Origin of the sequence: Sphingobacterium sp. BIGb0116, from assembly GCF_024808035.1 — a bacterium.
GTDB classification, from domain to species: Bacteria; Bacteroidota; Bacteroidia; order Sphingobacteriales; family Sphingobacteriaceae; genus Sphingobacterium; species Sphingobacterium paramultivorum.
The window spans coordinates 1325558-1338865 of record NZ_JANUDT010000001.1 but is presented as its reverse complement, the minus strand read 5'-3'; the positions used below and the strand labels follow the sequence as shown (position 1 = coordinate 1338865).

13 protein-coding genes are annotated in these 13308 nt (G+C 42.1%); 4 read left to right on the top strand and 9 right to left on the bottom strand.

The features are described from left to right. Positions 1–41: 41 nt before the first annotated feature. Entirely contained in the window at positions 42–938 is an 897-nt protein-coding gene (locus tag M2419_RS05640) for an AraC family transcriptional regulator (protein ID WP_259254470.1), read from the bottom strand. Between the two features lie 64 nt (positions 939–1002). Then, on the bottom strand, positions 1003–1503 hold the full coding sequence (locus M2419_RS05635) for a GNAT family N-acetyltransferase (protein ID WP_259254468.1): 501 nt from the start codon (positions 1501–1503) through the stop codon (positions 1003–1005). A gap of 216 nt (positions 1504–1719) precedes the next feature. Here M2419_RS05635 and M2419_RS05630 point away from each other — a divergent pair, with 216 nt between their 5' ends. Continuing rightward, complete coding sequence (locus M2419_RS05630) at positions 1720–2172, top strand: GNAT family N-acetyltransferase (RefSeq protein ID WP_259254467.1); 453 nt, start codon at positions 1720–1722, stop codon at positions 2170–2172. A gap of 19 nt (positions 2173–2191) precedes the next feature. After that, a complete protein-coding gene (locus M2419_RS05625) occupies positions 2192–2644 on the top strand; it encodes a VOC family protein (protein ID WP_259254466.1) in 453 nt (150 codons plus the stop codon). A 16-nt stretch (positions 2645–2660) separates the two neighbouring features. Here M2419_RS05625 and M2419_RS05620 read toward each other — a convergent pair whose 3' ends face one another. From M2419_RS05620 to M2419_RS05600, 5 genes are all read right to left on the bottom strand, one after another. Next, positions 2661–3200, bottom strand: a complete 540-nt coding sequence (locus M2419_RS05620; protein ID WP_259254465.1) for a GNAT family N-acetyltransferase — start codon at positions 3198–3200, stop codon at positions 2661–2663. Positions 3201–3203: 3 nt separating this feature from the next. Then, positions 3204–3566 carry a DUF4180 domain-containing protein gene (locus M2419_RS05615; RefSeq protein ID WP_259254464.1) on the bottom strand — a complete coding sequence of 121 codons (363 nt, stop codon included), beginning with the start codon at positions 3564–3566 and terminating at the stop codon, positions 3204–3206. Between the two features lie 112 nt (positions 3567–3678). Then, positions 3679–4602, bottom strand: coding sequence for a Dyp-type peroxidase (locus M2419_RS05610; protein WP_259254463.1), 924 nt, complete (start codon positions 4600–4602; stop codon positions 3679–3681). Between the two features lie 73 nt (positions 4603–4675). Then, positions 4676–5497, bottom strand: coding sequence for an alpha/beta fold hydrolase (locus M2419_RS05605; RefSeq protein ID WP_259254462.1), 822 nt, complete (start codon positions 5495–5497; stop codon positions 4676–4678). Next, positions 5478–6263, bottom strand: coding sequence for a class I SAM-dependent methyltransferase (locus M2419_RS05600; RefSeq protein WP_259254460.1), 786 nt, complete (start codon positions 6261–6263; stop codon positions 5478–5480). Before M2419_RS05600 ends, M2419_RS05605 begins: the two co-directional genes overlap by 20 nt. 497 nt (positions 6264–6760) lie before the next feature. Here M2419_RS05600 and M2419_RS05595 point away from each other — a divergent pair, with 497 nt between their 5' ends. Next, complete coding sequence (locus M2419_RS05595; RefSeq protein WP_259254458.1) at positions 6761–7594, top strand: YgdI/YgdR family lipoprotein; 834 nt, start codon at positions 6761–6763, stop codon at positions 7592–7594. Between the two features lie 171 nt (positions 7595–7765). Further along, on the top strand, positions 7766–8806 hold the full coding sequence (locus M2419_RS05590) for a linear amide C-N hydrolase (protein ID WP_182330881.1): 1041 nt from the start codon (positions 7766–7768) through the stop codon (positions 8804–8806). 84 nt (positions 8807–8890) lie between these two features. On the opposite strand, the gene M2419_RS05585 is transcribed toward M2419_RS05590, so the two are convergent. Next, positions 8891–9988, bottom strand: coding sequence for an efflux RND transporter periplasmic adaptor subunit (locus M2419_RS05585; protein WP_201667449.1), 1098 nt, complete (start codon positions 9986–9988; stop codon positions 8891–8893). A 21-nt stretch (positions 9989–10009) separates the two neighbouring features. Further along, the gene (locus tag M2419_RS05580) at positions 10010–13300 is read right to left on the bottom strand and encodes an efflux RND transporter permease subunit (protein WP_259254457.1); all 3291 of its coding nucleotides are present in this window, start codon (positions 13298–13300) and stop codon (positions 10010–10012) included. Positions 13301–13308: the final 8 nt, after the last annotated feature.

The window sequence follows — 13308 nt, the reverse complement described above, 5'->3', positions numbered from 1 at the left end:
GTGCCCTCAAATTCGCTATTGTTCTACCGAATTTCCTCTATCTACATATTTTGTCGCTTTCTGTATTCAGAAGGCGATAAGGTGGCGTATTTTTTGAAAAAACGACCAAATGCTGAGATGGAATTAAATCCGATTTCATAAGAAATTTCTGAGATAGTCTTTTCGGGATTCCCGAGTAGCACATAGGCTTCTTTAAGTACACGCTCATCAATAATTTCATGTGGTGTTTTACCTGATGCTCTTTTAACAACCTGAATGAGGTATTTGTTTGAAATAAATAACTGATCGGCGTAATATTGTACTTCTTTATATTGATTGCTATGTCGCTGAACCAGGTCTGTAAACTTATAGAACAGGTTGTTGGTCTCTTGTACACTTTCCGTGGTATTATGGTCTTTAGAGGCCAGTTCGTCGGCGATCTCTAACAGGAGATTAAAGATAATCGTGCGGATGATATCTGCTGTAAAATGCGTTGTTCTTAAGGTAACTTCTTTGAGGTAGTCTATTAATTTTAAGAGCTTGTCAATTTGTTTGTCTTGGGAGCTGACAATGGTAAAGGTCGAATTTTTGAAAAGCCCCAGTTGTTCGATAAAGAATGGATTGACAATATGTTTAAGCAGGAATGCTTTGTCAAAAAAGAGCAGCTTCATTCTAAAGTCGGGGCTGACCTGCGAAAAACGGATAATTGTTGTTGGGGCGGATATGAGGATATGATTTGTCGAGATATGGTATTCCTGATTGTCTACCTGAATATTTATATCGCCTGCCGTACAGATACAGATGGCATAATAATCAATACGAAAAGCATTGCTTGGGTATTCAAAAATCGGATTTCCAGAAGAAATATAATAGGGGCGGTGGCAATTTACGCCAAAGAATGATAAGGTATCTTGAAGACTTTCGTGTGTATTATAAGTTGTTTTTACCTTAAACTTCATTGACTTTTTGTTCGGCTTGGGCATATACAGTTCCTATTGTTTTTAATATTCGAATGGGTTTTGTTTATTCGGATGCTGTCTGTTTGCGCATGAGTTTTTCTGTGGCAATATCGTCTTCTATCCCGACGAAGAAACTTTCGAATCCGAATTTGTTCAGTAGTCGTCTCGATGCGGTGTTATCGGGATCAATGATACCAATCACATCTTTACCTGGATTTAATGTTGTGGCAAGGGCTAGCATCGACTCGCAAATCTGTGTTCCCAGCCCCTTTCCCCAATGTTCTTTGCGCAGCAAATAACCAATTTCGAATACACTTGGATCTTTTTTGTAATTAACAAGCTTACAGTCGCCTAAAAGCTTTAGTGTATCCGCTTCGATTACTTTAAAATAGCCTAAATCAGGATCCTGGTTGATTTCTAGAATCGAATCGAACTTTTTCCGGGCCTGCTCTTCGGACAATCCTTTGCCGGTAATGTATTTCATGACATCATCCGCTTTAACCAAGTCGTGGAAAGCGTCAAAATCTTCCGGGAGATATTTTTTAAATAGAAGTGTATTGTACATGGCTAATGCGTTTATTTACAAGATAAGGTTGTTTTCTCTTAAATCAAATTATCGGATCCTAAATCATCATCTTTCTGTCTTATTTAACTTTTTCATGATTTTAGTTCTCCAATTTAACTTACATTGCCTTTCTGTAAAGCAGAAGGAAGCTTTTATAAGAATGTTTTCCCTTTGCGATACGGTGTAAATAAGAATTTTTAGAAGGAGATAATAGGTATGGAAATAAGAGCAGCAAGCGAAGCCGACTATGTGGCAATCCTGCGCATATGGGAAAATTCGGTTCGGGCAACACATGATTTTTTGAAGGAGGAGGATCTTCAGTTGTATAAGAGACTGATCCCAACCGAGTATTTACCACAATTAAAGGTATATGTCATCGATGACAATGGACAGCCTACCGCTTTTTTCGCTGTCTCCGATGATAATCTGGAAATGTTATTTGTGGATTCAGCCTACAGGGGAAAAGGTGTTGGGACTGTGGCAATGCAGCATGTACTGGATAAGCTGCAGGTGTATAAAGTTGATGTCAATGAGCAAAATCAGCAGGCTGTTGATTTTTATCTGAAAAAAGGATATCAGCTTATCGGGCGCTCAGCTGTAGATGGTATGGGCAAATCCTATCCGATCTTGCATTTACATCACGAGAGCGCTATCAATGGATTGAAATAATTTTAAAATGAAATAACTTATGATACAAGGTTTATACGAAACGCATATTCAGGTGCGTGATTTAGCTAAATCGGTCGCATTTTATACGGAGGTATTGGGATTACGTGTGGCACATCGCGATCCGACACGTCCTATTGTTTTTTTATGGATTGGAACCGGCAAAGACTATATGTTGGGCCTGTGGCAGGAAGAAACAAACTTTCAACCGAGACATTTTGCCTTTAGAGCGGATAAAGAGGATATCTTGAATTACGCCGTGGACTATCTGAAAACTCGTGACCTGACACCTTATAATTTTTTAAAAGATGGGATCGAAGCACCGATGGTCTTTGCATGGATGCCGGCATTGGCCATTTACTTTAATGATCCGGATGGCAACCAATTGGAGTTTATCGCAGTTTTGGAAGGAGAGGGTAGGCCCGAACTAGGCGTGCTGTCTTACGCCGATTGGATCGATCGTACAACACAATAAGTCGCTTTTTCGCGACTTATTGTGTTGAATCCCATTCTTCGGCAAGGATAGCAAAGACCACGTCATCTTCCCATTGACCGTTATTGAAATAGCTTTTTACAAAATGAGCTTCCTTTCGGAATCCCAAACTTGTTAAAAGCTGCATGGATGCCTTGTTTTCTGGAGCTACCGAGGCCGTGATCCGATGTTTATGATACTGACGGAACAGGGCCTCTATAACTGTTTTCAGTCCTTCTTTGGCATAACCCTGTTGCTGGCATTCTTTTTTTATGGTACAGCCCAATTCCACCTGCAGGTGTTCAGTACCAAAAAAATGAACGCCAATATCGCCGATTACTGCGTTTGCTGTTTTGTCGGTCATAACGAGCTGAAACCAGGACTCTTGTTCATTGAATGTGCCCGGATTTTTCGCAATAAATGCATCGACTTCTGCCAAGGATTCTGGAATCCAGCCCTGGTATTTATTGGTCTCTTTATCCGAGCGGTAACCGAATATGGCCTGACTGTCTTCTGCCATAATGGGCCGAATCGCTAATCTTTCTGATTCAATATGCATGACTTAACGTTTTGAAAATCTGGCTATCGCTTCTTCACGCGTACCTACAAAATTGATTCTTTTTGATTTATTGCTTTCGTAGATAAAATCGTTTAAACTTTTGCTGTTGTATCTGGAGAAATCGCCAACGATGGCAATGTCAAAGCCATACTGCGTATATTTTTGAAGAATTTCACCGGCAAGTTTTGTTTTAAGTTCGAAGAAATCGTCTGTGATGTTCTCTTGATAAATAATTGCTTTGTATGCTTCTTGCGCGCCACAGTCGACCATAATCTGTAGACCATCATCGAGATTATGAATAAAGACGCCTGAACCTTTAACTTCAGCAATGTTTTCGTCACCTAGCTGAATAATAGTGATTTCCATTTTTTTTATCGTGTAGTTTGAAAAATAAATTTGTGGGACCATATTCCATGATCCATGGCACTTCGTTGGGATATCCTGTTGGAAATGATCCGAGATAGTGGGTATACAGCTTTTAACCTGCAAATTCTTTCAGCATATTGATTGTTGGACAGAAGAACAGGGAGCCGGTATGGGCCGTACTAAAGTCCAGTATTCTATCATAATTCCCTTCGGGTTCACCAATAAACATTCTTTTCAGCATCAATTGTACGGTACTGAATGTGCTGGCGTAAGCGATAAAATAGGTTCCCATTTCATTTGTTGCGATTTGCCCAAAAGGCATATTGTCGCGAACAATTTTCAAATCGTCACCGACATTGGCTAGGGCCGAATGTGAATTAGTCGGTTTTTCATCGTCGCCCATCTCAATATCGTTTGCTTTGCTCCTGCCGATGACCTTCTCCTGTTCAGCAACAGGTAGGGAGCGCCAGGCGTTCATGTCGTGAATATATTTTTGTACAAATAAATAGCTTCCACCCGTATAGGCTGCATCCTCATCACCAACGATACCAAAGAAAGCACGATCCTCACCAAGGGGATTTTCTGTTCCGTCGACAAAGCCCAAGATACTTCGGCCGTCCCAATATCTGAACCCATGAACTTCCTCTTTGCAATCGGCAACGGGACTTAATAAGGCTGCAATTTCGGTGGCCATGTCAATGCAATAGCTTTTCTCATAAGCACGAATATGGAAATGTAAATCTCCGGGTGTAGCCACAGCCACATGTTTCTGACCAATGATAGGTTCGAAAGGAACCAATTCCTTTGGCATAGGTTCGTTGAGTTCCAGCTTTTTCCAGGCATGGTGGCTTATGCCCAATACCACGCTTGCTTTTACAAGATTTGAACGTACCTGCGCCGAATTGTTGAGATTGACAACCAATGCACATAAGCGTTGGAAGACATCCTTAATGACCACATTTTCGTGGAAATTCCATACCATAAACACCGTATTGTTGCTCGGTGTATCGATGACATTTTGGGCCTGATGATCCATAAGATAAGTTGTTATATGTTGTACAGCCTTGCTAAGCTACAAATAAAATCGGTTGTACGGATAGACTTTTTGATTACTCGAATGCGGTTTTTTGATATAGTTTGACGATTTCATCAATGACCAGATCTGGTTCGTCATAAAAGACATGATGCTCCGCATTTTGAGCCAAAAGATAACGTCTATTGTTTTTTTGATCTGCAAATTTTTTAAGGGCAGCAATAAATAAACTGCGATCGGGTTCTTCAAAAGGTGATTTTCCTGAGCCAATGACAGTCATAGGAACATTGATTTTTCCTGCAACCTCATGTAAAACAGCCGTTGATGCTTTGTAGTTTAAAACGAGATGATAGAACCCTAAGCTTTCTTTTTTGATGTTATCGAGCTCACTGGCATATTCGCTCTTCAATGATTTGGATCGCTCCATGGTCATGAAATAAGGGGATACAATATCGATCATTACTGTGCCAACAACCTGACCGGGATTGGTCGTTATAAATTTCATCGTATAGTTACCACCGAAGGAATGGGCAACAAAAAAGTACCGATCACGATAGCCCAATTGCTGCAAAGCAGTTTTAAGATCCTTTACTTCATTTGTCAAGCTAACGTTAACGGTGTCTATTTCACTTTTTCCAAAGCCAGCTCTGTCATAGGTAATTAAAGGTGCGCCCAATTTGCTCGATAGCGGTTCCAATAACTTTCTCCAAACGGAAGCATCATTTCCCGCTCCGGATTCAAAGACAATGGGGATACCCTTCCCCGCCATTAAAGTAAAATGAAGGCTGTGGTTGCCTACATTGATCATCGTATCCCTGAGCTGTGCTTTTACGGCTAGCCCGGGGAATGTCAGTAGGAGCAAAACGGATAAAAGGAGATTATACTTTAGCCCGTACATCGTTCATTTTAAGTGTCATGCTTGTCGCTTCTGTCTCGATCCATTGGCTGTATTCGGCGATAGCCTGTAAGCGAAGTTCGTCGGAGATATACCCTTCAGTAACCATTTGTCGCGATTGGGCGACTTTGTTCCAGATAGCCAGATTGGTATCAAAGTTTGCTTCTCCTTTTTTGTAGGTCTGATCGGCATTGATAACCTGAACCGAATGGAAACCTGCTTCCTGGAGCAGTGCAGCGACTTCATCAGCGACACGATTGTTCATACCTGCATCTGCTCTCCACTTCAGGAAAGTACGGTAAAATGTAAGCATGCTTTCCGGAGGGGCGGGGTTCCATTCAATGGCGGTGTGATTGTAGTCTAAAATAGAAATTTGTCCTCCGGGCTTTAACCAGGATTTAAATAAGCCCAATGCCCTGGGAATATCACTCAACCATTGCATGGTGCGCGCCGTTATAATCAGGTCGAACGGATGTGGAGGTTGATAATCAAAAATATTGCTGCAGACCAGGTTCAGATTTTGGGTGCTACCATAGCGCTCATTGCCACTGTCGATAAAAGACTGTGTATTATCGAGCCCGGTTATAGTTCCGTCGCCGATATAGCTTGCTACCTCATTCGTGAGTGTTCCGGTACCACAGCCCACATCCAAGATTTCCATGCCAGAGGACAGTAGGGGGATAATCGTTCTATAATCGGAGGATAATGTCCTTCTTTCAAATATCTTATTGGCTTGTTGATCTTTTCTGTCGATAAATTTCTCTTTCATTGGATTGGGTTTAGTTGACTGTAAATATAGCTTTTGCTTTCCGGTTAAAAAAACTTCTATTCGTTTAACCGTTTTTGTTACGCTAATCAGACCAACAGTTGATGGTATTCCTTGATTTGTTTATGGTTACTATCAGTCGAATACCCTATTCTCCATTAAGAGGGATATAGTAGTCTTTTTACAAGGTATTAACAGGGGGTTAACTGGGGACTTATCCCTGCTAACCCCCTGTTATACCCCTGTTAACCCCCTGTAATATCCCTGTTATGATGGAAACTGATGTAATGCAATTTCAAAGCTGTATCGGCGATAAAAGAGGACCATTTACTGCTTTATCACGACCATTTACTATTTTATAGAAACAGTGATACTTTGCGATTAATACCCTAATTATGAAATTATTTTATGTCGTTTCGCTGTTTTTTTAATAATAGTTTTTTATATTGTTGTACAACAGCACTCGTGCCGTTGCAATGACACTAAGATATCCTGATATTATGCGAAAAGTATTCAAAGTTCTCACGCTAATGTATTGTGCTGTTTTTCTTTCAGCCTGTTCTTCCAACTATCTCATGACATTCAATGGGGAGAATGTAAAAAAAGATGAAGACAAAGGAACGTTTTCATTTAATAATGATACAGTACAAATTGATTATTCCTTTGCCGACAGAGATGGTCGAATTTACCTTCGAATAGAAAATAAAATCGATAAACCGATCTTATGGGATCTTAAAAGTTCGGCCATGGTTATTAATGGTAAAACGCAAGGCTATTCTGCTGAACAAGCTGCTTTTAATGGAAAGATGAATGCTTCGGTTTACGATATAAACGCTAGTAAATCCACTATATTTAATGATTCTTGGGTGAACGGTTATATTACAGGATCGGTAAGTTTGCCTAAAGATGTGGTACTTATCCCACCACATGCCTATGTGGATGGGCATTATTTTGATTTTAAAAACGATGTTAAATCCATTGTACGATCATCCCAAAAAGAAAAAGTGTATATGTATGATATGAGTGGCGAGAGTTTTGCGGTAAAACTTGCTCGATTTGATGGCGCTGATTCACCTTACAGTTTACGTAGTTATTTAAGTTATTCGATTTTAGAAGATGGTAAAGCTATTGTTAAAACTACGGAACAAAAATTTTATGCTGCCCAGCTTTGGCAGACCGGTTCAGTAGCGCTTAATAATATTATTGAACTGTATAATAAGCGCGGAGACGTGCTGGCTGTTAAGGAAAAAAAGGGGCAGGGGGCAATGCTTGTTGGAGGTGCCTTGGCATTAACTGCAGTTGCTGCCGCAATTGACCCGAAAGCAGCAGAATAGTACCCAGAGCCATATATTATGGCTATAGATTATGCTCGTCTAAGCTGTACCGGATTAAATCATGCCGGGTACAGCTTAGAGAAACAATAAGCTCAAATTATTGTTTATGGAATTGGAGTGCTTTTGCACGCTATCAAGACAAAGTCATATCACGCAAAAAAATCTATACATATGAAGTATCTTGCACAATTTATGTTGATCGTATTCCTTTTTGCCGTTAAAGAAGGCCGATCCTGTACACGCGTTGTTTATAAGGGGCCTAATCAGACCGTTATCACGGCAAGGAGTATGGACTGGAGAGATGATATCGCGGCCAATCTATGGGTGTTTCCGCGTGGAATAGCGCGCAGTGGAGAGGTAGGACCTCAGTCTTTGAAATGGACTTCCCAATATGGGAGTGTAGTTTCCAGTGCATGGGACATTGCTACAGTCGATGGTTTAAATGAAAAGGGATTGGTGGCCAATGTACTCTGGCTTGTCGAATCTACCTATCCTAAATTTGATCCAGCGGGACCAAAAAAAGGGCTTGCAATCTCGGCTTGGGCCCAATATGTTTTGGATAATTTTGCGACCGTCAGTGAAGCAGTATCTGCCTTAAAGGATGAGCCATTTGTAATTGTAAGTGATTATATCCCGGGAACTACCAAATTTACGACCATACATTTATCGCTTTCAGATGCCACAGGCGATAATGCTATATTTGAATACATCAACGGTAAACTGGTGATTCATCACGATGCGGCCTATACAGTTATGACAAACTCGCCCATCTTTGAAGATCAACTGGCGCTAAACAGGTATTGGCAGGGAATTCCGGGAACCATTATGTTGCCGGGAACAAATCGAGCTGCTGATCGTTTTGTGAGGGCTTCCTATTATATTAATGCGATCCCGCAAACAGACGATGTGCGGCTTTCTGTTGCCAGTGTTTTCAGCGTGATCCGCAACTGCTCGGTTCCATTTGGAATAAGCTCGGAATCTGAACCTAATATTTCGTCTACACGATGGAGATCCGTGGCTGATCAGAAGAATAAAATCTATTATTTTGAGAATGTATTGGTTCCGGGAACGCTGTGGGTAGATCTGGCTAAATTTGATTTAAAGAAGGGGGCTCCGACGATGAAGCTGGACATGAAGCAGGGGATGGCAATAAATGGCATTTCAAATAACCTGTTTAAGGCTGCCCAACCCTTTAAATTTATGGGCATTTAAATTAGAAAGACCGAATAAATTAGAAAGACCGAACCCATTACAACTGGGGTCGGTCTTTCTTTTGTTTAGGAATTAGTAGAAGTCCTATTTGACTGACGTTCCGTCTATAATCTCTTCATCCGCTTTGCTGACCAATTTGGTGTCTTGTTTTAAGTCACCAAATATTTCGATCTGACCATCGATGCTGCGTCCTTTCTGTACAGGAATACGTTGTGTCTTGTTCGAAACAACAGCAATCACAAAACTTCCTTCGCCCGAAGTAAATACGGCTGATTTCGGTACAACAAAAGTACTATCCTGCGATGTTAAAGGCAATTCGACCTCTGCGACCATGCCCGGCAATAACTTGTTGTCGGTATTGTTAATGTCAATTTCTACCCGCTCGGATCTTAATCGGCTGTCCAGGGCACCCGATTTACGTGCGATCTTACCCGAGAAAGTTTGCCCAGGCAATGATTTGACAGTAAATTGTAAGGGCTGGTTTTCGGTGAGGAAACCCGAATATTGTTCAGGAACAGCAACGGCTAACCTCAGTTTACGTTGCTGTTGAATGGTCATGATGGGCATTTCCGAGCCACGGCCAGCAGGACCAACATAGGCACCCTGATTGACATTTCTTGTTGCGATTACACCGTCGAAGGGTGCCCTGATTTCCAAATAATTCAACAGGTTTTGTACCTCTGCGTAGGCCGATTTAGCGGCTTGGTACTGCGCAAAATCAGCATTCTTTTTTGACTCAGCAACCTCAAGATCCAGTCTAGCCACCGTTCCCTCTACCTTGCTGGTTTCAAAGAGTCTGTCGTAAGTGCTTTTTGTAGCCATATAGACCGCCTCCTGTGATTTCAGCCGCGATTTAGCTGCTGACAGCTGTGAACTCAATTCGGGAGCCTCCAGGACAGCCAATAGCTGACCGGCATGCACTTTACTTCCGATGTCCACGTTAAGACTTTTGACGTAACTGCTGACCTTCGCGTAAATCTCGACCTGCTGGAATCCTGTGATTTCTCCGGGGATCTGCATTTTATTTGTTAATTTCTGTTTGGTGGGTACAAATGTTTCCATTGTCGGAGCTGCAGCTTCCGGACTTTCTTTTTTTGCATTTTCCTCGGCAGCCGAATGGCATCCTGTTAAGGATGCGATCAGACCGGCGATAGCTAATATTTTGAACAAATTATTTTTCATGTTTTATAGATTATACTGCTTTTACGATAAAGGTTTTAATGCCGCAATATAGTGTTTACTTTCTTTGTCTTCAGGATCTAATGAGATCGATTGTGTACTGCTTTTTTCTTGCGCCCAAGCAAATATAAGCGGTAAGATGACGAGTACGGCAAATGTCGAAAATAGTAATCCTCCAATTACGGCTCTACCGAGTGGTGAAACCTGTTCGCCACCTTCACCATGACCAATAGCCATAGGTAACATACCCACAATCATGGCCAAACTGGTCATGATAATTGGGCGAAGCCGTAAGGATGCTGCCTCACGGGCTGCAGCCAGCGCATCGCCATTATGCCGACGGATATGTTCGGCATTGGTGATGAGTAAAACAGCGTTCGCAATGGATACACCCACCGACATGATAATCCCCATGTAAGATTGTAAGTTGAGGGTAGATCCGGTTAACAACAGCAGAATCAATGAGCCCAGCACAACCGCAGGCACTGTGGTGAGCACAACCATAGAAACTTTGAACGACTGAAAGTTAGCTGATAGCATCAGGAATATAACGATGATGGCTACGGCCAAACCAGATTCGAGGCTGCTCATGGTCTCTGATAATACTTTTCCAAGTCCTATTTGCTCCATCGATAAACCACGAGGAAGTTCACCAAGGGCTTTGATACTGCGCTGTACATCCTTGGAGGCTGTTTTTAAATCGGTATGATCAATATTTGCTGTAACTGATACATAAGGCATTGCACCTAAATTGTCGTTTTCGCCATAGGTGAAGGACGGTGTGATCGTTGCAACGTCGCTCAGTATTGGTCGCGCTGAATTTTTCAATAAAGGGATTTCACCGATTTCTTTCTCATCTTTCATTTTATCGATGGGAACCTGAACTTGGACGTTGTAAGAAAGTCCTGCTTTTTCATCTATCCAGGTATTTTTTTCGGTATAACGCGAAGAAGAGGTGGAAGCGATCAGCGATCGTGTGACTTCGCTGAGATCTACACCCAATTGTGCAGCCCTGATGCGGTCTATCTTAATATCGTAAGAAGGGTATTTAATGGATTGTGCTAATTGCACATCTCTAAAATAAGGGATGGCTTTTAGTTCCTCGATCAATTTACCGGCGTACTTCTCGTTGTTCTTTTTGTTTTTTCCTGCTATCCGAACTTCAATAGGAGTGGGCGATCCCTGACTTAATACTTTATCCGTAAGCTCGATCGGTTCAAAGGATACCTGTACATCGGGAACTGCCGCTTTCAGGCGTTTTCGGTATTCATCACGGAAACTGTCCATATCGTGATGGTAGTCTTTCAGTGCAATTTGGAAAACAGCTTCATGTGGACCAGCCATGAAAAGATAGATCGGTGATACTGAAAACTGTCCGGGGTGTTGACCGATATAGACAGAAGATATGCTGATATGTTCTTTCCCAACCAGTTTTTCCAGTTCGGCCAGCGCTAGTTTTGCTTTTTCTTCGGTGCGTTCGATACGTGTACCTTCAGCTGCACGGAGGCGCATTTGGAACTGACTGGAGTTAACTTTCGGAAACACATCCTGTCCGATTGTGGAAAGTAAAATGACAACAAGACTTATTGCTCCAAGCAGATAAACTACGGTAATGGTTTTCTTTCTTTTGAACAAACGGTCGATCATTTTCATGAATCTGTTTCTGAACCGTTCAAAAATACTGATCTTTCCATCGTTGTTAAAGTCTTCCCGTTCCACCAATAGTTTCTTCTGATTTAGGGTATCCTGCTCGGATTCTATGGTCAGTCCAGTTGCTGCAAATTGAGCTTCATCTGTATTTAAACCCGTAGGTTGGACCGCATGTGGCGCTTTATGCGCATGATCTTTCATGAGCCAGTTTGCCATGATAGGAACAAATGTCTGCGAAAGGAGGAAGGATATGATCATTGAAAATCCAATGGACAAAGCCAATGGAAGAAATAACGAGCCCGGAATACCTGTCATGGTAAATGCCGGCGCAAATACGGCTAGTATACAGAGCAGGATCAATAATTTGGGTAAAGCAATCTCTTTACAGGCATCCCAGATAGCCAAGGCTTTGGGTTTACCCATATCCAGATGCTGGTGTATATTTTCTATCGTTACCGTACTTTCGTCGACCAGGATACCAATAGCCAAGGCTAGTCCACTAAGGGACATGAGGTTGATGGTCTGCCCGAAGAGTTTCAGAAAGAGCACCCCGGATATCACGGATATCGGAATGGTTAGGATAACGATCAGCGCAGCTCTTCGATCACCTAAAAATAGGAGGACCATTAGTCCGGTGAGGATAGCACCGATTGCACCTTCGGTAATCAAACTCTTTACGGAATTGATGACATAGACGGACTGGTCAAATTCATAAGATAACTTGACGTCGTCGGGTAAATTCTCCTGAATTTTTGGTAAGGCTGCTTTTAAGTTTTGGACAACCTCCCAGGTTGAGGCATCGCCGGCTTTGGCGATACTGACGTACACGGAACGTTTGCCGTTGACCAAAGCATAGCCTGCGGTAACGTCGGCACCATCTTTTACGGTAGCAATATCGCCTAAGTAAAGATTTTGTACCCCACCTTTAAATAACGGGATTTTTTCAAAATCTTTGACATCCTTGATGGTGTTGTTCGTTGGTGTAATGTAGTTTTTGTCCTGAATACGTACGTTTCCTGCCGGAGCGGTTTGATTGTTTAGTCTTAGCGCTTCTACGACCTGATCGGGTGTCATATTGTGACTCCGCATTAAATCGGGATCAACGTTGACCTCAATTGTACGTGGACTTCCTCCAAAAGGAGGTGGCGACAATAGACCGGGGATTGACGTAAACGATGCCCGGACATAGACGTTGGCCAGATCTTGTAGTTCGTTGTTAGAACGCTTGTTACTGCTCAATACCAGTTGGCCTACAGGGAGGGATGAGGCGTCAAAGCGAATGATGAACGGCGGTTGTGAGCCTGGAGGAAAGGAGGCTTGGATCCGATTGGCCAGGGCACTTAGCTCGGCTGCAGCCTGGGCCATGTTGGTGTCTTCGTAATACGATACTTTCATTAAGGTCAGACCTTGAATATTCTTGGTCTCAATGGACTTGACCCCATTGGCAAAAAGAAGGATATTGACGTAGTTTTTGGCAAAATAAGATTCCATTTGATCCGGCGAATAGCCACCAAATGGATGGGCAATATAAATAACCGGAAGGTTCATTTTTGGCAGGATATCCACCTTGATCGATCGAACGGCACCTATGCCAAAGACAATAAGTCCCAATACGAGTACGAGGATGGATATCGGCTTGCGTAAGGCAAAACGTATTAAATTCATGTAATGTT